Source organism: Pseudomonas sp. D2002 (assembly GCF_013385735.1).
GTDB lineage: Bacteria > Pseudomonadota > Gammaproteobacteria > Pseudomonadales > Pseudomonadaceae > Aquipseudomonas.
Genome location: NZ_JACAPL010000003.1, coordinates 1,041,818 through 1,067,300, shown reverse-complemented (window position 1 = coordinate 1,067,300; position 25,483 = coordinate 1,041,818). Strand labels below are relative to the sequence as shown.

At 61.4% G+C, this 25,483-nt stretch carries 20 protein-coding genes and 1 pseudogene; 12 read left to right on the top strand and 9 right to left on the bottom strand.

The features are described from left to right. Positions 1 to 107: 107 nt before the first annotated feature. From HX783_RS30225 to HX783_RS08145, 3 genes and pseudogenes are all read left to right on the top strand, one after another. Positions 108 to 1,199, top strand: a pseudogene (locus HX783_RS30225) (methyl-accepting chemotaxis protein); the annotation flags it as partial. Then, positions 1,176 to 2,105, top strand: a complete 930-nt coding sequence (locus HX783_RS30220; RefSeq protein WP_371317666.1) for a methyl-accepting chemotaxis protein — start codon at positions 1,176 to 1,178, stop codon at positions 2,103 to 2,105. The pseudogene HX783_RS30225 and the gene HX783_RS30220, both read left to right, overlap by 24 nt. A 127-nt stretch (positions 2,106 to 2,232) precedes the next feature. Next, positions 2,233 to 2,658: a hypothetical protein gene (locus HX783_RS08145; RefSeq protein ID WP_177016542.1), complete on the top strand. Its 426-nt coding sequence runs from the start codon at positions 2,233 to 2,235 to the stop codon at positions 2,656 to 2,658. Here HX783_RS08145 and HX783_RS08140 read toward each other — a convergent pair. Together HX783_RS08140 and cra are read right to left on the bottom strand one after the other, a co-directional pair. Further along, positions 2,608 to 3,384, bottom strand: a complete 777-nt coding sequence (locus tag HX783_RS08140) for a TatD family hydrolase (RefSeq protein ID WP_177016541.1) — start codon at positions 3,382 to 3,384, stop codon at positions 2,608 to 2,610. The two genes, HX783_RS08145 and HX783_RS08140, sit on opposite strands and share 51 nt — an antisense overlap. A 2-nt stretch (positions 3,385 to 3,386) precedes the next feature. Beyond that, positions 3,387 to 4,382 (bottom strand): catabolite repressor/activator, encoded by a 996-nt coding sequence (cra, locus tag HX783_RS08135; protein WP_177016540.1) that lies wholly within the window; start codon positions 4,380 to 4,382, stop codon positions 3,387 to 3,389. A gap of 294 nt (positions 4,383 to 4,676) precedes the next feature. On the opposite strand from cra, the gene ptsP reads away from it, so the two are divergent. The 4 genes from ptsP (at position 4,677) to HX783_RS08115 (ending at position 11,940) form a co-directional block, all read left to right on the top strand. Further along, a complete protein-coding gene (gene ptsP, locus HX783_RS08130; protein ID WP_177016539.1) occupies positions 4,677 to 7,535 on the top strand; it encodes a phosphoenolpyruvate--protein phosphotransferase in 2,859 nt (952 codons plus the stop codon). Further along, complete coding sequence (gene pfkB / locus HX783_RS08125) at positions 7,536 to 8,477, top strand: 1-phosphofructokinase (RefSeq protein ID WP_177016538.1); 942 nt, start codon at positions 7,536 to 7,538, stop codon at positions 8,475 to 8,477. Positions 8,478 to 8,488: 11 nt separating this feature from the next. Beyond that, complete coding sequence (locus HX783_RS08120; RefSeq protein ID WP_177016537.1) at positions 8,489 to 10,204, top strand: PTS fructose-like transporter subunit IIB; 1,716 nt, start codon at positions 8,489 to 8,491, stop codon at positions 10,202 to 10,204. A gap of 194 nt (positions 10,205 to 10,398) precedes the next feature. Beyond that, positions 10,399 to 11,940: an alkaline phosphatase gene (locus HX783_RS08115; protein WP_177016536.1), complete on the top strand. Its 1,542-nt coding sequence runs from the start codon at positions 10,399 to 10,401 to the stop codon at positions 11,938 to 11,940. A gap of 171 nt (positions 11,941 to 12,111) precedes the next feature. On the opposite strand, the gene HX783_RS08110 is transcribed toward HX783_RS08115, so the two are convergent. Further along, entirely contained in the window at positions 12,112 to 14,637 is a 2,526-nt protein-coding gene (locus HX783_RS08110) for a sulfite reductase flavoprotein subunit alpha (protein ID WP_177016535.1), read from the bottom strand. Between the two features lie 208 nt (positions 14,638 to 14,845). Here HX783_RS08110 and HX783_RS08105 point away from each other — a divergent pair, with 208 nt between their 5' ends. Together HX783_RS08105 and HX783_RS08100 are read left to right on the top strand one after the other, a co-directional pair. Then, positions 14,846 to 15,526: a Fe2+-dependent dioxygenase gene (locus HX783_RS08105; RefSeq protein ID WP_159954203.1), complete on the top strand. Its 681-nt coding sequence runs from the start codon at positions 14,846 to 14,848 to the stop codon at positions 15,524 to 15,526. A gap of 1 nt (position 15,527) precedes the next feature. Beyond that, positions 15,528 to 16,337 carry a tetratricopeptide repeat protein gene (locus HX783_RS08100; protein WP_177016534.1) on the top strand — a complete coding sequence of 270 codons (810 nt, stop codon included), beginning with the start codon at positions 15,528 to 15,530 and terminating at the stop codon, positions 16,335 to 16,337. Between the two features lie 55 nt (positions 16,338 to 16,392). Here HX783_RS08100 and HX783_RS08095 read toward each other — a convergent pair whose 3' ends face one another. From HX783_RS08095 to HX783_RS08075, 5 genes are all read right to left on the bottom strand, one after another. Continuing rightward, a complete protein-coding gene (locus HX783_RS08095) occupies positions 16,393 to 17,556 on the bottom strand; it encodes a type III PLP-dependent enzyme (protein WP_053254366.1) in 1,164 nt (387 codons plus the stop codon). A gap of 449 nt (positions 17,557 to 18,005) precedes the next feature. After that, the gene (locus tag HX783_RS08090; RefSeq protein WP_177016533.1) at positions 18,006 to 19,163 is read right to left on the bottom strand and encodes a betaine/proline/choline family ABC transporter ATP-binding protein; all 1,158 of its coding nucleotides are present in this window, start codon (positions 19,161 to 19,163) and stop codon (positions 18,006 to 18,008) included. After that, positions 19,160 to 19,813, bottom strand: a complete 654-nt coding sequence (locus HX783_RS08085) for an ABC transporter permease (RefSeq protein ID WP_027604864.1) — start codon at positions 19,811 to 19,813, stop codon at positions 19,160 to 19,162. The genes HX783_RS08090 and HX783_RS08085 overlap by 4 nt, the downstream gene beginning before the upstream one ends. Before the next feature lie 11 nt (positions 19,814 to 19,824). Further along, on the bottom strand, positions 19,825 to 20,721 hold the full coding sequence (locus HX783_RS08080; protein WP_177016532.1) for a glycine betaine ABC transporter substrate-binding protein: 897 nt from the start codon (positions 20,719 to 20,721) through the stop codon (positions 19,825 to 19,827). A gap of 20 nt (positions 20,722 to 20,741) precedes the next feature. Continuing rightward, the gene (locus HX783_RS08075) at positions 20,742 to 21,458 is read right to left on the bottom strand and encodes an ABC transporter permease (protein ID WP_025856261.1); all 717 of its coding nucleotides are present in this window, start codon (positions 21,456 to 21,458) and stop codon (positions 20,742 to 20,744) included. A gap of 332 nt (positions 21,459 to 21,790) precedes the next feature. Here HX783_RS08075 and HX783_RS08070 point away from each other — a divergent pair, with 332 nt between their 5' ends. From HX783_RS08070 to HX783_RS08060, 3 genes are all read left to right on the top strand, one after another. Next, positions 21,791 to 23,374 (top strand): peptide chain release factor 3, encoded by a 1,584-nt coding sequence (locus HX783_RS08070; RefSeq protein ID WP_177016531.1) that lies wholly within the window; start codon positions 21,791 to 21,793, stop codon positions 23,372 to 23,374. A gap of 258 nt (positions 23,375 to 23,632) precedes the next feature. After that, positions 23,633 to 23,887, top strand: coding sequence for a hypothetical protein (locus tag HX783_RS08065; RefSeq protein ID WP_177016530.1), 255 nt, complete (start codon positions 23,633 to 23,635; stop codon positions 23,885 to 23,887). Positions 23,888 to 23,984: 97 nt separating this feature from the next. Beyond that, positions 23,985 to 24,245 (top strand): hypothetical protein, encoded by a 261-nt coding sequence (locus HX783_RS08060; RefSeq protein ID WP_177016529.1) that lies wholly within the window; start codon positions 23,985 to 23,987, stop codon positions 24,243 to 24,245. A gap of 74 nt (positions 24,246 to 24,319) precedes the next feature. Here the strand turns inward: HX783_RS08060 and HX783_RS08055 are convergent, their stop codons facing one another. Then, complete coding sequence (locus tag HX783_RS08055; protein WP_177016528.1) at positions 24,320 to 25,456, bottom strand: hypothetical protein; 1,137 nt, start codon at positions 25,454 to 25,456, stop codon at positions 24,320 to 24,322. Between the last annotated feature and the right edge of the window lie 27 nt (positions 25,457 to 25,483).

Sequence of the window (25,483 nt, the reverse complement as noted above, 5' to 3'; positions counted from 1 at the left end):
ACAGAGCGCCAAATAGTGGCTATCTGCCGTATTTCCCTGCGCCTCAATAAAAATAATAGAAAGGGAGTTCACCTGTGAAGAGCTTGCTCTATCCCGCCGTCGCGCTGATGAACCGCCTGAGTTTCGGCATGAAATTCAGCCTGATCAGTGTGCTGTTCCTGCTGCCGATGTTGGCGACCAACTACTTCCTGGTGCGCGACTCCTGGTCTGAATTCCAGGGCACGCGGATCGAACTGCAAAGCCTCGACCTGCTGGGCAGCAGCCTGGCGCTGCGCCGCGACCTGGAAACCCTCAATAACCAGGTTCAGATCAACGCGGTGCTCGGCCAATCCGGCAAGGCCGGTGAGCTGGAAGGCAGCATCACCACCCTGGAACAGAGCGTACTGAGCCGCCTGCAAAGCCTTGAAGCAATGGCCGGCGACCCGGAACGCGTCAGCGCGTTTAACGGCAAGCGCGACGAGATGATTACCGCGTTCAAAGCCCAGCAACAGGAAACCTCGCTGCTGAGCAAAAGCGCGTTGATCGGCAAATTGCTTAACCAGGCGCAGATGCTCAGCCAGATCATCGCCAGCCAAGCCGGCTTGAGCCGCGACGCCCAGAGCGATGTGCGGCAACTCAGCGAGTTGGTCACCAGCGTCACCCCGCAGGTCACTCAAACCTTGGGTGAAGGGCGGGCCATGGGCGCGTATTCCCTGGGCCAGGGCTTTCTCAATTCAGCCTCCAGCACGCGCTTTGACGAACTGTTGCAACAGTTGGAAAAACTCCAGGCTGAGTACGCCTTGAAGTTGCAGGATGCACTGGGTGCCAGCCAGGCCGCGCATGCGGCGCTCGACAACCTGGCCAAAGCCAGCAGTGCGAGCCTCAAAAAAGGCAGTGAAGTGTTTGAAGAGCAGGTCGTGATGGTCGATACCCTCGATGCGCCTTGGCAGCCCTTTTACGAAGACGTCAGCAAGTTGATGGCCCAGACCTATCAGCTCAACGAAGCCACCCTGATGTTCATCCAGCAGCAACTCGAGCAACGCCTGGCGCAAAACCGCACGCACATGCTGGTGCTGGTCTGTGCCCTGGCGGCGGTGTTTTTTCTGATCTTCTATTTGTATGCCGGGTTCTATGCCTCCACCCGCACCACCTTGCGCCGCCTGGGGGCGACGATGGACAAGGTCGCGGCCGGCGACATGACCGTGACCTTTGTTGCTCACAGCCGCGATGAACTCGGGGATTTGGGCCAGGTGTTCAACGCCACCGTGGCCAAGATTCATGACTTGATCGAACGTGTCGGGCATACCGTCAGCCAGGTAGAACAGCAGGCCGGGCAGGTGCAGACGGTGTCGGCGCACAGCAATCAGGCGGTGGCCGGGCAGCGCAGCCAGATCGAACAGGTGGCGACGGCCATGAACCAGATGTCATCCACGGCCCAGGAAGTGGCGCGCAGCGCGGCGGCGGCGGTCAGCAGTGCCCACAGCGTGAATGATGAAACCGTGAGCGGCCGTGGCCTGGTGCAGTCCCAGCAGGGCAGCATCGCGCGCCTCGCCACCGAGATTGATGAGTCGGTGCGCGTCATCAATCAATTGGCCATCGACAGCCAGTCGATCAGCAGTGTGCTGGAAGTGATCAAGAGCATCGCCGAACAGACCAACCTGCTGGCGCTGAACGCTGCGATCGAGGCGGCGCGCGCGGGTGAGCAAGGCCGGGGTTTTGCGGTGGTCGCCGACGAGGTGCGCACCCTGGCCCGGCGCACCCAGCATTCCACCGAAGAAATCGAACAGATGATCAGCCGGCTGCACAGCGGAGTCGGCGCAGCGGTAAAAGCCATGGGCACCAGCCATGCCATGGCAAACGGTACGGTTGGGCAGTCGGAGAAGGTCCAGCAGGCCCTGGAAAATATCCTCGGCGCCGTCGGCATGATCGTCGACCAGAACCAGCAGATTGCCGCGGCCGTGGAGCAGCAGACCGCTGTGGCCCACGATATCGACCAGAACATCGTGGCGATCAACCGCGCGGGCGAGCATGCAGCCCAAGGCGCGCATCAGACCGAAACGGCCAGCCGCTTGCTGTCGATGCAGGTCATCGAGTTGAAGCAATTGATCGGAGCGTTTCGCGTGTAGGCCGGGCGCGTAGGAATTTACCCTGGCGTGATGTGGTGCCTGTCCTGATTTACCTGTGGATCTTTTCTGAGTACGTGAATGGGGGAGAATTTGTTTCAACCAGTCACGGACCCGGAGAGGCACGGCGATGACCGCTGTTATCGGCATCAAAGGGCACTGCGCCCATTGCGACATCACGTTTTCACTCAAGCCTTGGCAGCTGAACGCCATTGCCATCCATGAGCCCTTTGGTTGCACGTACTGTCAGCGCATCTTGCAGTTGAGCTGCCCACGACAGCTGCGCCAATTCAAGTCGCTGGACCACTGGGCCATGGTGCACCCGAGCATGATGGTGCTGACCAGTGTGGTGTTGATTGTGGCGATGGTGGCCGAATGGCTTGGGCTGCTCAGCGTGATAGGGCAACTCAATGTGTCACTGGTGGTCGTGCTGGTGCACTTTCTGGTGCTGCGTTATGCCCGGCATCGGCAGCGACTCACCTTGGACTTGCAGGCCGTCAACCCACTACCAATTGAACAACTCGCACGCATTGCGTGTGCTCGCCTCAGCCAATAGCAACGGGCTGATACCCATGCGTTCGGCCAGGGCGGTGCAGATGTCCGGCAAGTGTTGCGGGCTGTTGCGCTGGCCGGGGTACATGGCGGGCGCCATGTCCGGCGAATCGGTTTCCAGCACCACCGCATCAAGGGGCAATTGGGCGAGCACCTTGTGCATGCGCAGCGCCTGGGGCCAGGTGGCAGCGCCGCCCAGGCCCAGCTTGAAGCCGAGCTTGATGTACTCGCGGGCCTCTTCAACGCTGCCGGCGAATGCGTGGATGATGCCGCCGCGCGGCAGGCGGATGCGCTTGAGCGTGGCGATCACCGCTGCGTGGCTGCGGCGCACGTGCAGCAGCGCGGGGAGCTGGAAGTCCACCGCCAGTTTCAGTTGAGCCTCAAACAGGCTTTGCTGGCGCTCGCGGTCCAGATGTTCAAGAAAGTAGTCCAGGCCGATCTCACCCACAGCGCACAGTTGCCGGTGCCCGTGCAGGCGGGTCAGCCAGTCGCCCAACTCAGTCAGGTCGGCGGGGCGATGGTCATCGAGGTACACCGGGTGCAGGCCGAAGGCGGCGAACAAGCCTTCATCGTCTTGCACCAGGTCCCACAGCCGTTGCCAATTTTGCTGATACACGCCCAGCACCACCATGCGCCGCACGCCGAGTTGGCGGCTGTTGGTGAGGACTTCCCAGCGATCATCATCGAAGTCCGGGAAGTCCAGGTGGGTGTGGGTGTCGATCAGCTCCACGCTCAGGCCTCGTGAATACGCCGCTTGAAGGTCCGGCCAATGGCATGCACGCCCGGTTGGTACTGTTCTTCCTCGATGGCGGCCAAGGCCAGGCGCAGGGCGGTGTCGGCAATCAGTTGATGTTGCTGGGCCATGGCGTTGACCGGCAGCGGCAGGAAGTCCAGCAGCTGGGTGTCGCCAAAGGTGCCCAGGCGCAACGGCCGGGACTTGAGCGGGAAGTCATGCAGCGCGTCAAACACGCCCTGCAGCAGCACGTAGGATGTAGTCACCAGGGCGTCAGGCAAATGCCCTAGTTGCTGCAGAAGTTGCTCCATCAGCTGTCGGCCGCAATCACGGCTGAAGGCTTCACCCTGTTCAATGATGACGTCGCCCGTGAAGCCTTGCAGGGCTTCACGGAAACCCGCCGCACGCTCCTGGCTGATGCTCAGCTCAGGCCGTGCGCCGATCAGCACGATCTGCTTGGGCAACGGCTGCAACAGGCTGCTGGTCAGTTGCTGGCAGGCCTGGCGGTCATCGCTGACCACCGAGCAGAATTGCCCAGGCTCCATGACCCGGTCGATGGCGATCACCGGCAGGCCTTTGGCTTGCAGCTCGCGGTAGCTGTCATCGCTGGCCGGCAGGCAGCTGGCGACAAACAACGCATCGCAGCGCCGCGCGCGAAACAGCTGCAGCAACTGGCGCTCGCTGTCGGCCTCGTCGTCGGAGCTGGCAATCAGCAACTGATAGCCGCGCGCTCGTGCACCTTGCTCCAGCAGCTTGGCGATGCGTGCATAACTGGGGTTTTCCAGGTCCGGCAGGATGAAACCCAACGTACGCGTATGCCGGCTGCGCAGCCCGGCTGCCTGAGGGTTGGGCGTAAAACCATGGGCTTCGACCACCGCACGCACCCGCTCGACGGTGGCGTTGCTGATGCGTTGCTGTTCGGCCTTGCCATTGATGACGTAGCTTGCGGTGGTTACGGACACACCGGCCAGACGTGCGATATCACTGAGTTTCAAACCGGGATTTCCTTGTTTTTTAGAGCGTGCCCCGACATTTTGTCCAATCGTAACCGATTCCTGCACACGACTATTGTCTGAGCTCAAGCGCCGAGTGGTTCTTCAAGCTTGCATAATTAGCGCGTAATCTGCCATAAATTCTAGATTAAACGTTTCAGCAGGCGTATTTTTGCGATGTTCGCCACTGAGTGGCTACTGCCAATTGACCACTCGGTCAGTTATTTTTGAACACCGCCACGCTGATTTATTCAAAACAATACCTAGTGCGCACACCGCACTAACTAGGAGAACGGCATGCTTGAGCTCACTGTAGAGCAGATTTCCATGGGCCAGAGGGCTGTGGATAAATCTGCTGCCTTGCACCTGCTCGCTGACAAATTGGTGGCCGATGGCCTGGTCGCCGAGGGTTACCTCAGTGGCTTGCAAGCCCGTGAAGCCCAAGGCTCGACCTTTCTCGGCCAAGGTATTGCCATCCCCCACGGCACCCCGGAAACCCGCGACCAAGTCTTTTCTACCGGCGTGCGTCTGCTGCAGTTCCCCGAAGGCGTGGACTGGGGCGACGGCCAGATCGTCTACCTGGCCATCGGCATTGCCGCCAAATCCGATGAACACTTGCGCCTGCTGCAACTGCTCACCCGCGCCCTCGGCGAAACCGACCTGGGCCAGGCCCTGCGCCGTGCCGGTTCCGCCGAAGCCTTGCTGAAACTGCTGCAAGGCGCGCCGCAGGAACTGGCGCTGGATGCGCAGATGATCAGCCTTGGTGTGTCCGCCGATGATTTTGAAGAGCTGGTCTGGCGTGGCGCTCGCCTGTTGCGCCAGGCCGATTGTGTGAGCAATGGTTTCGCTGCCGTATTGCAGCAAGTCGACGCGCTGCCGCTAGGCGATGGCCTTTGGTGGCTGCACAGCGAGCAGACGGTGAAGCGCCCCGGCCTGGCTTTTGTAACGCCGGATAAACCCATGCGTTACCTCGGCCAGCCCCTCAACGGTTTGTTCTGCCTGGCCAGCCTCGGCGAAGCGCACCAGACCTTGCTGGAACGCCTGTGCGCATTGCTGATTGAGGGCCGCGGCCAGGAGCTCGGCCGCGCCACCAGCAGCCGTGCCGTGCTTGAAGTGCTCGGTGGCGAACTGCCGCCGGACTGGCCGAGTGCGCGCATCACGTTGGCCAACGCCCATGGGTTACATGCGCGGCCGGCGAAGATCCTTGCGCAATTGGCGAAAAGTTTTGACGGCGATATTCGCGTGCGCATCGTCGATGGCCCGGTGGGCGCGGTGTCGGTAAAAAGCCTGAGCAAGTTGCTGAGCCTCGGCGCGCGGCGTGGCCAGGTGCTGGAGTTCGTCGCGGAACCGACGATTGCCGGCGATGCATTGCCGGCTTTATTGGCGGCGGTGGAAGAAGGTCTCGGCGAAGAGGTCGAGCCGCTGCCGACCGTCAGTGCCCAGCCCGCAGCCGTCGACATCGAGCCGGTGATCAGCGCCCCCGCCTCCGGCAGCCAGATCCAGGCCATCGCCGCCGCGCCGGGCATTGCCATCGGTCCGGCGCATATTCAGGTTCAGCAGGTCTTCGATTACCCACTGCGTGGCGAATCCTCAGGCGTTGAACGCCAGCGTCTGCACGCAGCACTCAGCGATGTACGCGGGGATATCCAAGGCCTGATCGAACGCAGTAAATCCAAAGCCATCCGCGAGATTTTCATCACCCACCAGGAAATGCTCGACGACCCGGAACTGACCGACGAAGTCGACACCCGCCTCAAGCAGGGCGAGAGCGCCGAAGCCGCGTGGATGAGCGTGATCGAAGCCGCCGCCAAGCAGCAGGAGTCGCTGCAGGACGCCTTGCTCGCCGAGCGCGCCGCCGACCTGCGCGACATCGGCCGCCGGGTGCTGGCGCAACTGTGCGGCGTCGACACCGCCGAGGAACCGAGCGAACCTTACATTTTGGTGATGGACGAAGTTGGCCCTTCCGACGTTGCGCGTCTGGACCCGGCGCGCGTCGCCGGCATCCTCACCGCGCGTGGCGGCGCCACCGCACACAGCGCCATCGTCGCGCGTGCCCTGGGCATTCCGGCGTTGGTGGGCGCAGGTGCAGCAGTGTTGCTGTTGGCCGCCGGCACGCCGTTGTTGCTCGATGGCCAGCGCGGCCGCCTGCACGTCGACCCCGACGCCGCCACCTTGCAGCGCGCCAGCGTCGAGCGCGACACCCGCGAACAACGCCTGCAAGCCGCCTCGGCCCAGCGCCACGAGCCCGCCCTGACCCGTGACGGTCACGCCGTGGAAGTGTTCGCCAATATCGGCGAAAGCGCCGGTGTTGCCGCGGCGGTGGAGCAGGGCGCGGAAGGCATCGGCCTGCTGCGCACCGAGCTGATTTTCATGGCCCACCCGCAAGCGCCGGATGAAGCCACCCAGGAAGCCGAATACCGCCGCGTGCTCGACGGCCTCGGCGGCCGTCCGCTGGTGGTGCGCACCCTTGACGTCGGTGGCGATAAACCGCTGCCGTATTGGCCGATTGCCGAGGAAGAGAACCCCTTCCTTGGCGTGCGCGGTATCCGCCTGACCTTGCAACGCCCGCAGATCATGGAAGCGCAATTGCGTGCGCTGCTGCGCTCGGCGGATAACCGGCCGCTGCGCATCATGTTTCCCATGGTCGGCAGCGTCGATGAGTGGCGCGCGGCCCGCGATATGACCGAGCGCCTGCGCCTGGAAATCCCGGTGGCCGACTTGCAGCTGGGCATCATGATCGAAGTGCCGTCCGCTGCCCTGCTCGCGCCGGTGCTGGCCAAGGAAGTCGACTTTTTCAGCGTCGGCACCAACGACCTGACCCAGTACACCCTGGCCATCGACCGTGGCCATCCGACCTTGTCGGCCCAGGCTGATGGCCTGCACCCAGCCGTGCTGCAACTGATCGACATCACCGTGCGCGCCGCCCATGCCCATGGCAAATGGGTCGGTGTGTGTGGCGAGTTGGCGGCGGACCCGCTGGCGGTGCCGGTGCTGGTCGGCCTGGGTGTGGATGAGTTGAGTGTGTCGGCCCGCAGCATTCCTGAAGTGAAGGCGCGGGTGCGTGAATTCAGTCTGAGCGAGGCCCAGGGCCTGGCGCAAAAGGCCCTTGCGGTGGGTTCGCCCGCGCAAGTGCGAGCCCTAGTGGAGGCCGTGTAAATGGCGAAGATTCTGACCCTGACGCTGAACCCGGCGTTGGACCTCACCGTACGTCTGGCGCACTTGGAGCCCGGCGCGGTGAACCGTAGCGAAACCCTGCTGACCCACGCCGCCGGCAAGGGCGTGAACGTGGCACAGGTGTTGGCCGATCTCGGCCATTACGTGAGCGTGGGCGGTTTTCTCGGTGGCGCAAACCCCGAGGCTTTTGAAGCATTGATCGCCAGCCGTGGGTTTGGCGACGCGTTCGTCCGCGTGCCCGGCGAAACCCGCAGCAATATCAAGATTGCCGAACAGGATGGCCGGGTCACCGACATCAACGCGCCGGGGCCGGTGGTGAGCGAGCAGGCGCAAAAACAACTGCTGAAGCTGCTGGCGGTGATCGCGCCTGAATTCGATGTGGTGGTGGTCGCCGGCAGCTTGCCGCGTGGCGTCAGCGTGCAGTGGTTCCAGGCATTGCTGGAGCAACTTAAATCGCTCGGTTTGAAAATCGCCCTCGACACCAGCGGCGAAGCCTTGCGTGCAGGCCTCAAGGTGGGCCCGTGGCTGATCAAACCCAACGCTGAAGAACTCGCCGAAGCCCTGGATTGCCCCACCGATTCCATCGCACAACAGGCCCTGGCTGCCGAGCGCTTGCACGCTCAAGGCGTGGAGCATGTGGTGATCTCCCACGGCGCTGACGGTGTGAACTGGTTCAGCCCGGGCACGGCGCTGCATGCCACGCCGCCCAAAGTCAGCGTCGCCAGTACCGTGGGCGCGGGCGACTCGTTGCTGGCCGGGATGCTCCACGGTTTGCTCAGTGCTGATCTGCCGGAAACCACCCTGCGCCGCGCCACGGCGATTGCCGCGATGGCGGTCACGCAAATTGGCTTCGGTATCAGCGATGACGCGCAATTAGCGCGTCTCGAAAGCGGCGTTCACGTGCGCGCGCTGACAGAACAATAAGAGGGTTTGTGATGAAGTTAGCCATTGTTACCGCCTGCCCGAACGGCATGGTCACCAGTGTGCTGTGCGCCCGCTTGTTGGACGCCGCCGCGCAACGCCAAGGCTGGAGCACCAGCGTCGAAGTGGTGGACGTGCAGCGCCCGGAACGCCAGTTGTCCCAGGCCACGCTCGATGACGCCGAATGGGTGTTGCTGGTCAGCAGCACGCCGGTGGACATGCAGCGGTTTGTCGGCAAGCGCGTGTTCCAGAGCACGCCGGCCCAGGCGCTGGCGGATGTCGAAGCCGTGCTGCGTCGGGGCGCTGAAGAGGCTGCGGTGTATGCAGCAACTGAACAGGCGGTGAAAAACGCTCCGCGTATCGTCGCGATCACGGCCTGCCCAACGGGCGTCGCCCACACCTTCATGGCCGCCGAAGCCTTGCAGCAAACCGCCAAGCGCCTGGGCTATGACTTGCAGGTCGAGACCCAAGGCTCGGTCGGCGCACGCACGCCGTTGAGCCCGCAAGCGATTGCCGAGGCCGACGTGGTGTTGCTGGCGGCCGACATTGAAGTCGCCACCGAGCGCTTCGCCGGCAAGAAGATCTACCGTTGCGGCACCGGCATTGCGCTCAAGCAATCCGAAGCCACGCTCAACAAGGCCCTGGCCGAAGGCGCGGTGGAAAGCGCAGCCAGTGGTACGACGGCCAGGAAGTCGGAAAAAACCGGCGTGTACAAACACCTGCTCACTGGCGTGTCGTTCATGTTGCCGATGGTGGTGGCGGGCGGGTTATTGATCGCCTTGTCGTTTGTGTTCGGCATTCACGCCTTTGAAGAAAAAGGCACCCTGGCGGCGGCCCTCAAAACCGTCGGCGACCAGGCCTTTATGCTGATGGTGCCGCTGCTGGCGGGTTACATCGCCTACTCGATTGCTGATCGGCCTGGGCTGGCGCCCGGCATGATCGGCGGGTTGTTGGCGGGTACATTGGGGGCGGGTTTTATCGGCGGCATCCTCGCCGGTTTTCTCGCCGGTTACTGCGTCAAGCTGATCACTCGCGCGGTGAAACTGCCGCAGAGCCTGGAGGCGCTCAAGCCGATCCTGATCATTCCGTTGCTGGCGAGTTTGTTCACGGGCCTGGCGATGATCTACCTGGTCGGCCCACCGGTTGCGCGGTTGCTCACCAGCCTCACGGACTTTCTCAGCACCATGGGCACCACCAACGCGGTGCTGCTGGGCATTCTGTTGGGCGGCATGATGTGCGTCGACTTGGGCGGGCCGATCAACAAAGCGGCGTACGCGTTTTCGGTCGGCTTGCTGGCGGCTTCCAGCGGTGCGCCGATGGCCGCGACCATGGCCGCTGGCATGGTGCCGCCGATTGGCATGGGCATCGCCACGTTTCTGGCGCGCCGCAAGTTTGCGCAGACCGAGCGCGAAGCCGGCAAGGCTGCGATGATTTTGGGGCTGTGCTTTATCTCCGAGGGCGCGATTCCGTTTGCGGCCAAAGACCCGCTGCGCGTCATCCCGGCCAGCATCGCCGGTGGTGCGCTGACCGGCGCATTATCGATGTACTTCGGCTGCAAACTCGCCGCGCCGCACGGTGGCTTGTTTGTGCTGGTGATCCCGAATGCGATGAACCATGCGTTGCTGTACTTGCTGGCGATTGTCGCCGGTAGCCTGTTGACGGGGTTGGTGTATGCGCTGATCAAGCGTCCGGACGCAGTGGAGTTGGCAGTGACGCCAACTCACGCCTGACACCGTTCAAAAATGTGGGAGCGGGCTTGCTCGCGAATGCAATCTGTCAGTCACTCTATTCGGTGACTGACACTGCGCTTTCGCGAGCAAGCCCGCTCCCACATTTGGATCTCCACGGTTGCTGAAACGGGTGTCATCACTGCTTCATCCCGCCATGCTTTAGTTGTCCTTTTGATCCTCAAGAGGGCACCTGCATGAGCCACTTCGATCTCGGCCGTCGCCGTGTGATGCAAGCCGTCGGCGCCGGGTTGTTACTGCCGGGCCTGGCGCCGGCGGTGATCGCCTCGGTCAAGGACCGGCCGCAACTCACCGACGGCGTGCAGTCCGGCGACCTGCTGGGCGACCGCGCGATGATCTGGAGCCGCAGCGACCGCCCGGCAAAAATGGTGGTGGAGTGGGACACTCGCAGCGTATTCAGCAACCCGCGCAAATTCATCTCGCCACTGGCCGACAGCCGCACCGACTTTACCGCCCGCGTCGAACTCACCGGGCTGCCCGTCGACCAGGCGATTTTCTACCGCGTGCATTTCGAAGATGCCCAGACCGGCGTCGCCAGCGAGCCGTGGTTCGGCCACTTGCGCAGCGTGCCGCAGCAACGGCGCGACATCCGTTTTGTGTGGAGCGGCGACACCGTCGGCCAGGGCTTCGGCATCAACCCGGACATCGGCGGCATGCGCATCTACGAAGCCATGCGCCTGCGCCTGCCGGACTTTTTTATCCACAGCGGCGACACCATCTACGCCGACGGCCCGGTGCCGGCCCAGTTGACCGTTGAAGACGGGAGGATTTGGCGCAACATCACCACCGAGGCCAAGAGCAAAGTCGCCGAAACCCTGGACGACTATCGCGGCAATTACCGCTACAACCTGCTTGACGAAAACGTGCGCCGCTTTAATGCCGAGGTGCCGCAGATCTGGCAGTGGGACGACCACGAGGTGGTGAATAACTGGTCGCCGAGCAAGCAGCTTGATGAGCGTTATCAGACCAAAGACATCAACACCCTGGTCGGCCGTGCGCGCCAGGCCTGGCTGGAATATTCACCGATGCGCCGGCAAAGCGCCGACGGCGGCGGGCGGATTTATCGCAAGCTCAGCTACGGGCCATTGCTGGATGTGTTTGTGCTGGATATGCGCAGCTATCGCGGCCCCAACGATGACAACCTGGGCGGCGAAAAGCCCTTTCTCGGTCGTGAGCAATTGGACTGGCTCAAGCGCGAACTCAAGGCCTCCCAGGCGCAATGGAAAGTGATCGCCGCCGACATGCCCATCGGCCTTGGCGTGCCCGACGGTGAGGTCAGCCCCGGCGTGCCGCGCTGGGAAGCCATCGCCAACAATGACCCAGGTCCGGCGCAAGGCCGCGAATTGGAAATTGCCGAGCTGTTGGGCTTTTTGCGTGCCCAGCAGGTGCGCAACCATGTGTGGCTGACGGCGGATGTGCACTACTGCGCGGCGCATCACTACCACCCGGATCGGGCGGCGTTTCAGGATTTCGAGCCGTTCTGGGAGTTTGTGGCCGGGCCGTTGAATGCCGGCAGTTTCGGGCCTAATCCACTGGACAAGACGTTTGGCCCTGAAGTGGTGTTCGAGAAGGCGCCACCTGCGCAAAACACTTCACCGTTCGCCGGATTTCAGTTTTTTGGTGAGGTGCAGATTGATGGGCAGACGGCGGAGATGACCGTGATATTGCGCGACTTGGATGGGGTCTCCGTGTTCGAGCAAAAACTGCAGCCCGTCTGACCTGAAATGCATTCAAACCTGTGGGAGCTGGCTTGCCTGCGAATGCGGTGTGAGACGATCGTTCCCACGCTCTGCGTGGGAATGCCGCTATGGACGCTCTGCGTCCGCTTTTAAAGTCGTGACGCGGAGCGTCACAAGATGCATTCCCACGCAGAGCGTGGGAACGATCAATCAGTAGACGTCGCGACGATAACGCCCTTGCTCGATCAACCGCTCCACCGCCTCGCTGCCCAGCACCTCGTGCAACACCTGATCCACGCCGGTCGCCATGCCCTGCAAACTGCCGCAGACATAAATCGCGGCGCCTTCCGCCAGCCATCGGCGCAGCACGTCCGCCGACTCGCGCAGGCGATCCTGCACATAGATCTTCTCTTCCTGATCCCGCGAAAACGCCAGGTCCAGCAGGGCCAGATCGCCGCTGGCCAGCCAGCCTTGCAGTTCGTCCTGGCACAAGTAGTCATGGGCGATATTGCGCTCGCCGAACAGCAACCAGTTGCGCTGCTGGCCATCGGCAATGCGCGCCTTGAGCAAGCTGCGCAGGCCGGCAAGGCCGGTGCCGTTGCCCAGCAGGATCAGCGGCATCGGCGCGTCCGGCAAATGGAAGCCGCTGTTGCGGCGCAGGCGCAGGCTGATGCTGGAGCCGAGGGCGGCGTGTTCCGTCAGCCAGCCCGAACCCAGGCCCAGGCTGCCGTCGGGGTGCCGTTCCTGGCGCACGATCAGCTCCAGAATGCCGTCGCTGGCAATCGAGGCGATGGAGTATTCGCGCATGCCCAAGGGTACCAAGGCGTCCACCAGTGCTTGGGCATGCAGGCCGACCAAGTGCGCGCGGTTTTCCGGCAGTTGGCGGGTGGCCAGGGCTTGGCTGAGGGTTTGCGCCAGGCCGTCGATCAGCACGCCATCGCTGCCGGCCAGGCCCAGGCCTTCGAGGAAGTGTTCGATGGCCCAGGGGCAATTGCGCGGCAGCACTTCGACCAGGTCACCGGCCAGCCAGCTGTGCGGCGAGGGCGGGGTTAGGCCGAGCAAGTAAATATCTGAACCGACACTGCCACGGTTGAGCAAGCGGCGCTGAGTCAGGGTCCAGTTTTCATACTGGGCGCTCTGCCACGCCGCTGCTGGCGCGTGACCGGTGAGCTGGCCCAGTTGCTGTTGCCAGGTGAGCAAGGCGTCGGTGTCACCGCTGTCGACTTCCACCGGCGCGAACAACGGGTTGCCGCCTTGGTGAGTCAGCCAGAAATGCAGGCGCCGGGCAAAGCCGCAAAAGTGTTGGTATTGGCGATCACCCAGGGCCAGTACCGAGTAGTTCAGGCCTTTGAGCGACAGGTCTTGGCCGAGCACACTGCGCTCAAACCCACGGGCGCTGTCGGGGGCTTCACCGTCGCCGAACGTGCTGACCACGAACAGCGCGTTTTCTGATTGGCGCAGGTCGTCCTGGCTGACAGTGCCCAAGGGCTGCACCTTCACCGGCAAGCCGGCGGCCTGTAATTGCCCTGCCGTCTGCCACGCCAGTTGCTCGGCAAAACCACTCTGGCTGGCAAAGCCGATCAGCCAGGCCGGGGCATCGCCGGGGTTGGCGCCGAGGCCTTTGCGTGCATCGCGTACCTGGCGTTTTTTGCGTCGACGGTCGAGGTACAGCAGCCAGCCGGTGATAAAAAACAGCGGCATGCACAGCGCGCTGACGGTGAGAACGATGCGCCCGATCAGGCCGAAATAACTGCCGGTGTGCAGCGCATAAATACTGGTCAGCCATTGCGACTTGAGGGTCTTGCTGGCGTAGCGGTCGTGGAAGTTGACCTCGCCGGTGGCCGGGTCGAGGTTGATCTGGTTCAGCGCGCGGTCGTGAGGCGAGGTTTTGAGCAGGTAATAGACAATCGCCGGTTGCCCGGCGACGGCCGGCATGCGGATGTTGTAAGCGCTCAAGCCGGGGCCGGCGTTGGCGTAGATGCTGCTCCAGATGGCGTCGTAATTGGCCACCGGCGCAGGGCCTGCGGGTGGTGGGCCGCGTTTGCGCATGCGCTCGTTGTTCGGGGCGTCGGACAACAGCTTGGTCAGGCCCTGGTTGTACCAATCGTAGGACCACGACAAGCCGGTCAGCGCCGCGAACAGATAGAACAGCAGGCACCAGGTGCCGAACACCGAGTGCAAATCCCAGTTGAAGCTGCGGCCCTTTTTGCGCCAGTCCAGGGTCAGCCAGGCGCGCCAGCTTGCCACTTGGCGCGGCCAGCGCAGGTACAGGCCCGAGAGGCAGAAAAACACCAGGATCAGCGTGCAGGCGCCGGTGATTTGCCGGCCGGTGTCGCCCATGGCCAGGAAGCGGTGCAGTTGCAGCACAAAACCGAAGAAGTCCTGGCCGACGGCGTCGCCCAGGTAGTCGCCGGTGTAGGGGTCGAAGTAGCGCATCTGGCCACGACGCTCGCCGGGCGGTGCGGTGAAGAACACGCGCGCGGCGTTGCCGCTTTCGCTTTCCACCCACAGCATTGACACGGTCTTGCCTTCGGTGGCTTCCAGCTTGCGCACCAGCTCCGCAGGCGGCAGCACGCCGGCTTCGCGTTTTTCGACATGCAGTACCGTGGGGTTGAGTGCGCGCAGAATTTCATCCTGAAACGAGACCGTGGCCCCGGTGATCCCCATCAATGCCAACACCAGCCCGGCGGTAATGCCGAAGAACCAGTGCAACTGGAACAGGGTTTTCTTCAACACGTCGGACGGCCTCGCTGAGCTGGATAGTAGGTCACGGCGCGCATTATGCCGTGGGTTAACGAGAAATATTCTGTTTTACATGTAAATCTCTCGCGCATCCGATGCGTGGGTTTGGGCCGGGCGTTTTTGCGCGCGTCTGTCTGCTGTGTTTTACACAGCGGATAGGAATCAATACCATTGGCGCCTCTCTGATTTCAGGTGACGCCCCATGCTGCTGCACATTCCCGGCCTGTTCTCTCGCGAGGAGGTGCTGCGCATTCGCCAAGCCCTGGAAACCACCGAGTGGGCCGACGGTAAAATCACCGCCGGGCACCAGTCCGCCAAAGCCAAACACAACCTGCAATTGCCCGAAGGCCACCCGCTGGCCAAGGAAATCGGCGCGGCGATGCTCGAACGGTTGTGGAAAAACCCCTTGTTCATGTCAGCGGCGCTGCCGCACAAAGTCTTCCCGCCGCTGCTTAATTGCTACACGGCGGGCGGCAGTTTCGACTTCCATATCGATAATGCCGTGCGCCAGGCGCGAGGCAGCCATGAGCGGGTGCGCACTGATCTGTCGTCCACATTGTTTTTCAGCGACCCGGATGAATACGACGGCGGCGAGCTGGAGATCCAGGACACTTTCGGCCTGCAGCGGGTAAAACTGCCGGCCGGCGACATGGTGCTGTACCCAGGCTCCAGCTTGCATAAGGTCAACGCCGTAACCCGCGGTGCGCGCTACGCCTCGTTCTTCTGGACCCAAAGCCTGGTGCGCGAAGACAGCCAGCGCACCTTGCTGTTCGAGATGGACGGCGCGATCCAGCAACTGACTCGCGATGTGCCGGACCACCCGGCGCTGATCCAGCTCACCGGCACCTACCACAACCTGCTGCGCCGCTGGGTTGAGGTCTGACGTGGGCTTTTTATTGCGCCGTGAAGAAGTGCTCAACGTCGAACAATTGCAGTCCATGCTCGACGACTCGCCGGTGCGCGCCGCCCAGGCGATCCTGATGGCGGCGAAGGAGGGCGTGATCGACGCCCAGGCCTTGCTCGGGCAAATCCTGCTGGAAGGGCGCGGCATTGCGCGTGATCAAGCGCTGGCATTGCGCTGGTTCCAGATTGCGGCCCAAGGCGGGCATTTAATTGCGCGCAATATGGCGGGGCGTTGCCTGGAACATGGCTGGGGTTGCGCAGTGGACGAAGCGGCAGCGGCGCGCGAGTTTCGCCTGGCGGCAGAGGCTGGGCTGGATTGGGCGCAATACAACTACGCCAATTTGCTCGCGGCCGGTCGCGGTGTCGCTGAAGACCGACCGCAGGCGCTGGCGCTGTACCGCCAGGCGGCCGAGCAGGGCCACGCCAAGTCGATGAACCTGCTGGGTCGTTATTTGGACGACGGTCAGTATTGCCCAAGGGATCTGGATGCGGCTGTGCAGTGGTACCGACGTTCAGCCGAAGGTGGGGATTTTCGCGGGCAGTTCAGTTATGCGGCGGTGCTGGCCGATAAAGGGCAGGTCGACGATGCCCTGGAGTGGTTGCGCAAAGCCCTGGCAGGCGGGAATTTGAAGTTTTTGCGAACAGCGTATACCGCGCTGGCGGCGGCGGGTGATCCGCAGATTCGGGCAATGGCCGCGGTGTACCAGCAGCGTGCTACCGAACTTGATCGTTCCCACGCTCTGCGTGGGAATGCCGGTCTGGACGCTCTGCGTCCGTACTTGAAGGCGTGACGCGGAGCGTCACCGGATGCGTTCCCACGCAGAGCGTGGGAACGATCACTCAGCGTTAAACGTAGTAGGACTTCAACGGTGGGAAGCCATTGAACTCAACTGCGCTGTAGCTGGTGGTGTAGGCACCGGTCGACAACCAGTACAAACGATCACCAATCGCCAGGTTCAGCGGCAGGCCGTACTTGTAGTTTTCGTACATGATATCGGCGCTGTCGCAGGTTGGGCCGGCGATGACCACTTCTTCCATCTCGCCTTTCTTCTCGGTCCAGATCGGGAACTTGATGGCTTCGTCCATGGTTTCGATCAGGCCGGAGAATTTGCCCACATCGGTGTACACCCAACGCTCGACAGCGGTACGGGATTTACGCGCAACCAATACCACTTCACTGACCAGGATGCCGGCGTTGGCGATCAACGAACGGCCCGGCTCCAGGATGATTTCCGGCAGGTCGTCGCCGAAATCTTCCTTGAGGAAGCGGATGATTTCTTCGGCGTAGGTTTCCAGGCTGTTGGTGCGGGTGATGTAGTTGGCCGGGAAGCCGCCGCCCATGTTGATCAGCTTCAGATGAATGCCATCTTCTTCTTTCAGGCGCTCGAAGATCACTTTGACCTTGGCGATCGCCGCGTCCCACACGCTGATGTCGCGCTGCTGCGAGCCGACGTGGAAGGAGATGCCGTACGGCACCAGGCCCAGGTCGCGGGCAAGGATCAGCAGGTCCATGGCCATGTCGGTCTGGCAACCGAATTTGCGCGACAAAGGCCAGTCAGCCGTGGTCGAGCCTTCGGTGAGGATACGCACGTAGACTTTCGAGCCTGGCGCAGCCTTGGCGATGTTGCGCAGGTCGGCTTCGGAGTCGGTGGAGAACAGACGCACGCCCTTCTCATAGAAGTAGCGGATGTCCTTGGATTTCTTGATGGTGTTGCCGTAGCTGATACGGTCGGGGCTGACGCCGCGATCCATGACCTTGTCCAGCTCGTAGATCGAGGCGATGTCGAAGCTCGAACCCTTGTCTTTCAACAGGTCGATGATCTCGACGGCCGGGTTGGCCTTGACCGCGTAATAGACTTTGGCGAATTCGAAACCGGCGCGCAGGTCATCGTAGGCCTGGCTGATCATCGCGGTGTCGATCACCACGAACGGGGTTTCTTGCTTGTCGGCGAACGCCTTCATTTTGTCAAAAGTGGCGCGCGCGAAATAATCTTCGACGTTGATCGACATGCTGGGAACTCCTAAGGGCAAACTGAATTGATCAATGGGTGCAAATGAACGTCCTCCGTATCCCCACTTTGGTTCGCCTACTTCCCAAGGCATGTCGCCGAAAGCAAAAAGGCCATGGGAATAGACGCTTCCCTTGGCCTTGCTGTCTCGTCGTCAGTACTTGAGCCGGATGGATCGTTTCCAGCATGGACGTTCGGCGCGAACTTTAGGACGTGAGGGGCCATAGATCAACTAAAAATGTCGCGTTTTTGCACGCGTTCGTCGCGGAGCCGCGTGCAGCTACTTATGTAACCGACCGGTGTGACGGATTGATGTTCCCCAGGAGGGGCAAGAATGATCGTTCCCACGCTCTGCGTGGGAACGTATGCGGTGACGCTCTGCGTCACGAAAGGCGGGACGCGGAGCGTCCCAGGCGGCATTCCCACGCGGAGCGCGGGAACGATCATTGGTCAGGCCAGCGCGGTTTCGGCGGGCGAAACGATGCTGGTCTTGCCGCCACGCGACTTACCGGAGCTCAGGTACTCGGCAATCGACTCCTGGGTCACTTCACCCAGGAACACCCGCTCAGCGTCCATCACCGGCAACCACGAGCGGTTGAACTCGTACATGCGCGACAGCAGGATGCGCAAGTGCTCGTCGTACGCCGCCGTGGCGTTGAATTCGCGCAAGTACTGGCCGCAAGTACCGGTCTGACGGTGCAGGTCGCGACGTCGTACATAACCCAGCGCCTTGTTCTCGGCGCAGGTGACCACCACGTAACGACGGTCGGTTTCGTCCATCAGCTCCAGCGCCTCGGCCACTGGGGTTTCCGGGCTCACCGACGGGGCGTTGTCTGCGGCGTCTTCGGCTCTCACCAGCAGCAGGCGCTTGAGGGTGCTGTCCTGGCCGACGAAATTGCTCACAAATTCATCCGCCGGATGCGCCAGCAGCGTGTCCGGGTGGTCAATCTGCAGCAGTTTGCCGGCGCGGAAGATGGCGATTTTGTCGCCCAGCTTGATGGCTTCGTCGATGTCGTGGCTGACCATGATCACGGTCTTGTTCAGCGCGCGCTGCATTTCGAAGAACTCGTTCTGGATCATCTCGCGGTTGATCGGGTCGACTGCGCCGAACGGTTCGTCCATCAACAGCAGCGGCGCATCGGCGGCCAGTGCGCGGATCACACCGATCCGCTGCTGCTGGCCACCCGACAGTTCACGCGGGTAGCGATGCAGGTATTGCTTGGGTTCCAGCTTGATCATGCTCATCAACTCGCGGGCGCGGTCGTGGCATTTCTGTTTGTCCCAACCGAGCAGCTTGGGCACCACCACGATGTTTTCCTCGATGGTCATGTTCGGGAACAGACCAATCTGCTGGATCACATAACCGATGTTGCGACGCAGGGTCACCTCATCCAGGTCGGTGGTGTCTTCGCCGTTGATCAGGATCTTGCCCGAGGTGGGCTTGATCAGGCGGTTGATCATTTTCAGCGTGGTGCTCTTGCCGCAACCCGATGGGCCGAGGAATACGCAAATCTCGCCTTCGTTGACGGTCAGGCTTACGTCGTTCACGGCGGAGACTGTTTTGCCGTTGCTTTGAAAAGTCTTGGTCAGGTTTTGAAGTTCGATCATTTGAGCAGTCCTTTTGGAGTCAGCGAGCGTTGCAGCCATTGCAGAAGCAGGTCGGCGAAGATGGCCAGGAGACTGACCAGCACGGCGCCGACGATCAGCATCGACATGTCGCTGCGGCTGATGGAAGCCAGAATAAGTACACCCAGGCCACCGGCGCCGATGGTGGCGGCGATGGTCATCACACCAATGTTCATCACCACGGCGGTGCGCACACCGGCGAGGATCACCGGTACGGCGATGGGCAGCTCGACCATGCGCAGGCGCTGGCCGAAGGTCATGCCGATGCCTTTGGCGGCTTCGCGAATGCCCGGTTCCACGCCGGTGAGGGCGAGGTAGGTGTTACGCATGATCGGCAGCAGGGAGTAGAGGAACACGGCGGTAATCGCCGGCATCGGCCCCAGGCCCTGGCCGAACTTGGAGTAGAACGGCAGCAGCAGGCCGAATAGGGCGATGGACGGCACGGTCAGCAACACCGTGGCGCTGGCTTGCAACGGGCCGGCGAGCGTTGGGAAGCGCGTCATCAGTACGCCCAGGGGCACGCCGACGACGATTGCCAGGATGACTGCAATGCCGACCAGGGTGATGTGCTGCCAGGTCAGGTGCAGGACTTGTGCCCAATCAAGATGGGAAAAGGCGTTCAGAAATTCCATGTCTTCTCCTCTTATGGGTTGATCGGATGTTGGCGCAGGAAATCTGCGGCCACGGCGGACGGGCTCTCATGGTCGACGTCGACCCGCGCATTGAGCTGGCGCATGGTTGCATCGTCGAACAGCGCGGCCAGAGGCTTGAGGTCAGCTTCCAGCTGCGGGTGAGCATCCAGATAAACCTGACGCACCACGGGCGCGGCGGTGTAGTCCGGGAAGTAATGCTTGTCGTCTTCGAGCAGCTTCAATTTGAAGGCGTTCAAGCGACCGTCGGTGGTGTAGACCAAACCGGCAAACACCTGGCCATTACGCAGCGCGGTGTAGACCAGGCCGGCGTCCATCTGCCGAGTGTTTTTGCGTGTGAGGTTCATGTCGTACAGCTTGACCATGCCGGCCATGCCGTCGGAACGGTTGGCGAACTCGGTGTCCAGGGCCACCAGGCGGGTGCCTTTGGTTTTTTCCGCCAGGGCTTGGGTCAGGTCGCTGATGCTGTTGACCTGCGGGAATTCCTTGGCCACGTTCTCCGGCAATGCCAGCGCATAGGTGTTGCTGAACTTCGACGGGGAGAGCCAGACCAGGCCTTTTTTCGCGTCGAGTTCTTTCACTCGGGCGTAGGACTGTTCACTGTCGAGCTTCTCGTCCACATGGTTGTAGGCCACCAGCGACACACCGGTGTATTCCCAGATCAGGTCCAGTTGCCCGCTTTCCTGGGCACTGCGCGCCAGGTTGCTGCCCAGGCCGCCGGTCACACGGGTGTCGTAACCCTTGGCGCGCAGGTACTGGGAAGTGATTTCGGCGAGCAGGGTCTGTTCGGTGAACACCCGGGCGCCGATGCGGATGACCGGTTTTTCGGCGGCTTGCGCAATGCCTGCAAACAGCAGGACGCAGCTCAATATCAACGTCAGTTTTTTCATGTGATTTCCTTTGCCAAGCCTTAAGACGGACGCAACCCGCGTTCCAGCCAGAGGCGGCTGGCCATGGTCACCAGACCGTCGAGCAGCAATGCCAGCAACGCGGTGCACGCGGCGCCGAGCAGCAATTGCGGCTGATTGTTCAGGGCGATGCCGGGGAAAATCAGGCTGCCCAGGCTGTTGGCGCCAATCAGGAACGCCAGCGGTGCGGTGCCGACGTTGATCGCCAGGGCCACGCGCACGCCGCCGATGATGATCGGCACGGCGTTGGGCAATTCCACGCGAAACAGCACCTGGCGCGGCGTCATGCCGATGCCGGTGGCGGCTTCTTTCAGCGAGCCTTGAACGTTTTTGAGGCCTTCGTAGGTGTTGCGCACGATGGGCAGCAACGAGGCGAGGAACAACGCGAAGATGGCCGGGCCACTGCCAATGCCGAGGACGCCGAGGGCGATGGCCAGTACGGCCAGGGGAGGGACGGTGTTGCCGATGTTGAAGATCTGCATGAAGCGTTCTGCGCGCCCGACCATATTCGGTCGGCTGAGCAGGATACCGGCGGGGATCCCTACAACAAGGGCGGCCAGCATGGAGACTAGAACGAGGATCAGGTGTGCTTGCAGGTAAAACAACAAATCGTCGCGGTACAGTTCGATCGTGTTGATGCCGATCCAGTGGACCAGCAGGGCCAGGAGAGCGACGACAACCGCTCCTCCTATCAGCCCTTTGCCATAGCGAATAGCCACAGGCGGACTCCTTTTTTTCTTTTGTCGGCGAACACATTTCCGAGCGGCAATGCCATTCCTGGCTGTCGGCAAATATGGTCGCGAAATGCAGCTTGTCGATACCGGCAATGCGGTATGCGATCAAGCCATGAGCGCAGCCTCGTCAGGCTAACTTGCTGATTTATCAGCCCCTGTTCCGAGTGCGGTAGCAGGGGAGTGGACGTCTCGACCTTTTAAAAGGTTCCACACTTGGCAGCATTTAGCCACCCCCAATCGGGTGAACGGTGGTCTGGCTCCCTGGGTTTGCGCTATACTCGCCGCCCTTTTTTGACTCACCTGCCAGGCGATTTCCCATGACCCACCAGGCCGCCGAAGTCGCGAAACGCCGCACTTTCGCCATTATTTCCCACCCCGATGCCGGTAAAACTACCATCACCGAGAAGCTCCTGCTGATGGGCAAGGCAATCGCTGTGGCCGGCACGGTGAAATCCCGCAAATCCGACCGCCATGCCACCTCCGACTGGATGGAAATGGAAAAACAACGGGGTATTTCCATTACCACGTCGGTCATGCAGTTCCCGTATCGCGACCACATGGTCAACCTGCTCGACACCCCGGGTCACGAGGACTTCTCCGAAGATACCTACCGCACCCTGACTGCGGTGGACTCGGCCCTGATGGTCCTCGACGGCGGTAAAGGCGTTGAGCCACGCACCATCGCGTTGATGGACGTGTGCCGCCTGCGCGACACGCCCATCGTCAGCTTCATCAACAAACTCGACCGCGATATCCGCGACCCCATCGAGTTGCTGGATGAAATCGAAGCGGTCCTGAAGATCAAGGCTGCGCCGATCACTTGGCCAATCGGTTGCTACCGCGACTTCAAGGGCGTGTACCACCTGGCCGACGACTACATCATTGTCTACACCGCCGGTCACGGCCACGAGCGTACCGACGTCAAGATCATCGAGAAGCTCGATTCCGACGAAGCCCGCGCCCACCTGGGTGACGAGTACGACCGCTTCGTCGATCAGCTGGAACTGGTGCAGGGCGCCTGCCATGAGTTCAACCAGCAGGAATTCCGCGACGGCCAGCTGACGCCGGTGTTCTTCGGTACTGCGCTGGGCAACTTCGGTGTCGACCACGTACTCGACGCCGTCGTGAACTGGGCGCCGAAGCCGTTGGCCCGCGTCGCCAACGAGCGTACGGTGGAACCGGTCGAAGAGAAATTCACCGGTTTCGTGTTCAAGATCCAGGCAAACATGGACCCTAAACACCGCGACCGTATCGCCTTCATGCGTATCTGCTCGGGCAAATACGAAAAAGGCATGAAGATGCGCCACGTGCGCACCGGCAAGGACGTGCGCATCGGCGACGCCCTGACGTTCTTCTCCTCCGAGCGTGAACAGCTCGAAGAAGCCTACGCCGGCGACATCATCGGCCTGCACAACCACGGCACCATCCAGATCGGTGACACCTTCACCGAAGGCGAAGTGCTGGGCTTTACCGGTATCCCGCACTTCGCCCCGGAACTGTTCCGCCGCGTGCGCCTGCGGGACCCGCTCAAGTCCAAGCAACTGCGCCAAGGCCTGCAGCAATTGGCGGAAGAGGGCGCCACCCAGGTGTTCTTCCCCGAGCGCAGCAACGACATCATCCTCGGCGCCGTCGGTGTTCTGCAGTTCGACGTAGTCGCCAGCCGCTTGAAAGAGGAATACAAGGTCGAATGCTCCTACGAGCCGATCACCGTGTACTCCGCGCGCTGGATCGATTGCAGCGATAAGAAGAAGTTGGAGGAGTTCTCCAACAAGGCCGTGGAAAACCTCGCGGTGGACGGCGGCGGTCACCTGACCTACCTGGCGCCGACGCGGGTGAACCTGGCATTGATGGAAGAGCGCTGGCCGGATGTTAAATTCCGCGCGACGCGTGAGCACCATTAAGGTCTGAGCGGTATAAAAAGGGCGAAGCTGTGATGGCTTCGCCCTTTTTTGTGGGCGTATACCGCCGACTATTGTGGGAGCTGGCTTGCCTGCGATTGCGGTGGGCCAGTCACTGATAGGTTGGCTGACGGGCCGCTATCGCAGGCAAGCCAGCTCCCACATGTTGATCTTCATCCGCCTGGGAAATTGGCGCTAACCCAGCATCCGGTCTAGCGTTTCGAATAGTTCACCCTTTCACCGACGGAATAGGAGGCCACCGTGCGTATAACTCAACGTGCCAGCCATTTGCTGCTGGGGGCACTGGCGTTGTCCATCGCCATGGCGCATACGTTGGCGCTGGCTGACACCGGCACACCCCAATGGAAAGACACCGGCCCCGTCACCAAGAAAAAGCACAACGAGGTCAACTCCGGCAGTTGGCAACCCCAAGCCCAACCCGCGCCGAAGGAGGATGCGGAAAACCCCTATAACGAAGGGGAAGACAGTGAAACCTATGACGACGGTGACACCTGAGGCCTGGCGCAAACCGGGCATTGGGACTAGCTTCTAACCTGGCGACGGTAAACGGCTGTCGTGCAGGATTCATCTACTGACTGGACGGAAATCGACCATGAGTATTTTTCAACGTGTAGTGCTGTTGATAAAAGTGCTGGTGCTGTTGTCGTTGGGGATGTCGACGGCCTGGGCGCATAACCCGGTGCAGGGCAGCCAGGCAGGGTTTGTGGCAGCGAAAACGGTACAAACGGGTGGGCTGCAACTGGCCAAGAGCGAGTCGGAAGCCGGTGATGAAGATCAGGGTGGCTCCAAGGATGACGATGACCAGCAAGCCCCGCCAGACGACGATGACAACGAAGGCGACAGCGATACCTGAGTGATCAAAAAGCCCCTTGCACCAGACGCGTGTACCGTTTGGTGGGAGGGGCTGTAGAACACTCACTACGCCCGTCAGCCAATATCTTTAAAGTAGTCGCTGCTCAGGATGTGTTCGATTGAAAGCCCCGCCTCCGGGCTGTAGTCGGCACTGGTAGCTGCAGTAAATTTAATATCCTTACTGCCTTTGGTAATGCTGCGCTCACCTGCCGTTTGCGTACTGGTGGTGTACACCGTACTGCGCATTTTTACATACCCGCCCAGGTCAGCTTTTATCTTCGCGAGCTGTTCATTAATGTGTGCTGGCGAAAGATTAAGTTTCTTTTCCAGGCGCACACCCCAACGCGTCAGGCACACCTCTGCAAAGTGGCGAACAATCTGGCCCGGTTCTGCATAGACCTTTGCACCCTGGTCGCCGTTGGCGGCAGCATTGCCGACTAAGGTCGCGTGGCGGCCGGGCATGGGATAGATATGAACTTTGGTGGTTTTATCACATTCAGGAACCACACACGCGAAGCCCAGTGAGCGTTCATCTCTGGCGTAAAAAGCCACGTATTCTTTGACGTTACAGCCGAGCTTTACCCGACTGTCCTGGAAGTTCAAGAGCCCGGGAACCGGGTCGACGGCGAAGATGTTAACGGGCACTGTCTTTAAGACGCTGTCATTCAACATGGCATTGGCGAGCATATGGCAGCTGATCCCGCCGCGACTCCAACCGACCAGGTTGACCTGGGTCGGAATGATGCCGTCTTTGCGAAAGGTCTTGATGATCTGCTCTTGCAGCGCTTGTTGCGTGACTTTGCGCGTACCGTAATCGTAGGTGCGCCAGTACCAACTGCCGGTGATCTTGACCTCTTCAATGGGCACACCGGCTTTCTGCAGTTGGTTGTAGTTTTCCTCGGTCAGTTTCTCTCGCTGCCAGGTAAACGTGCCTTTCATGATGTTGGCGGCGTGAGTAACGTTGTCTTCCCAGCCGGAACCCAAGGCTGTGCCCTTGAGTTGAGAGTAATTGCCGGACTTCGTGGACATCTCGTCGGCTTGCAGGTTGCCGCTGCCGGGGCCGTCGATAACGATCCATTCGGCAAACTCTTTACTGAGGCTTTGGGTGTTTTGCGCCAGGGTGGAAATCAGCTCGCCGTTCCAGTAATTGGCGTTGCTGTCATCGAATTTAGTTGAGCCGGTGCCACAGAAAAACACAGTGAAGGTTGTCATGAGCGCTTACCCGTCCATTGGATAAAG

Excerpts from the sequence above, each read along its gene's own strand:
- HX783_RS30220 (WP_371317666.1), top strand. The coding sequence starts at position 1,176 with ATGACCGTGACCTTTGTTGCTCACAGCCGCGATGAACTCGGGGATTTG.
- HX783_RS08145 (WP_177016542.1), top strand. The coding sequence starts at position 2,233 with ATGACCGCTGTTATCGGCATCAAAGGGCACTGCGCCCATTGCGACATC.
- ptsP (WP_177016539.1), top strand. The coding sequence starts at position 4,677 with ATGCTTGAGCTCACTGTAGAGCAGATTTCCATGGGCCAGAGGGCTGTG.
- pfkB (WP_177016538.1), top strand. The coding sequence starts at position 7,536 with ATGGCGAAGATTCTGACCCTGACGCTGAACCCGGCGTTGGACCTCACC.
- HX783_RS08120 (WP_177016537.1), top strand. The coding sequence starts at position 8,489 with ATGAAGTTAGCCATTGTTACCGCCTGCCCGAACGGCATGGTCACCAGT.
- HX783_RS08115 (WP_177016536.1), top strand. The coding sequence starts at position 10,399 with ATGAGCCACTTCGATCTCGGCCGTCGCCGTGTGATGCAAGCCGTCGGC.
- HX783_RS08105 (WP_159954203.1), top strand. The coding sequence starts at position 14,846 with ATGCTGCTGCACATTCCCGGCCTGTTCTCTCGCGAGGAGGTGCTGCGC.
- HX783_RS08095 (WP_053254366.1), bottom strand. The coding sequence starts at position 17,556 with ATGTCGATCAACGTCGAAGATTATTTCGCGCGCGCCACTTTTGACAAA.
- HX783_RS08090 (WP_177016533.1), bottom strand. The coding sequence starts at position 19,163 with ATGATCGAACTTCAAAACCTGACCAAGACTTTTCAAAGCAACGGCAAA.
- HX783_RS08085 (WP_027604864.1), bottom strand. The coding sequence starts at position 19,813 with ATGGAATTTCTGAACGCCTTTTCCCATCTTGATTGGGCACAAGTCCTG.
- HX783_RS08080 (WP_177016532.1), bottom strand. The coding sequence starts at position 20,721 with ATGAAAAAACTGACGTTGATATTGAGCTGCGTCCTGCTGTTTGCAGGC.
- HX783_RS08070 (WP_177016531.1), top strand. The coding sequence starts at position 21,791 with ATGACCCACCAGGCCGCCGAAGTCGCGAAACGCCGCACTTTCGCCATT.
- HX783_RS08060 (WP_177016529.1), top strand. The coding sequence starts at position 23,985 with ATGAGTATTTTTCAACGTGTAGTGCTGTTGATAAAAGTGCTGGTGCTG.
- HX783_RS08055 (WP_177016528.1), bottom strand. The coding sequence starts at position 25,456 with ATGACAACCTTCACTGTGTTTTTCTGTGGCACCGGCTCAACTAAATTC.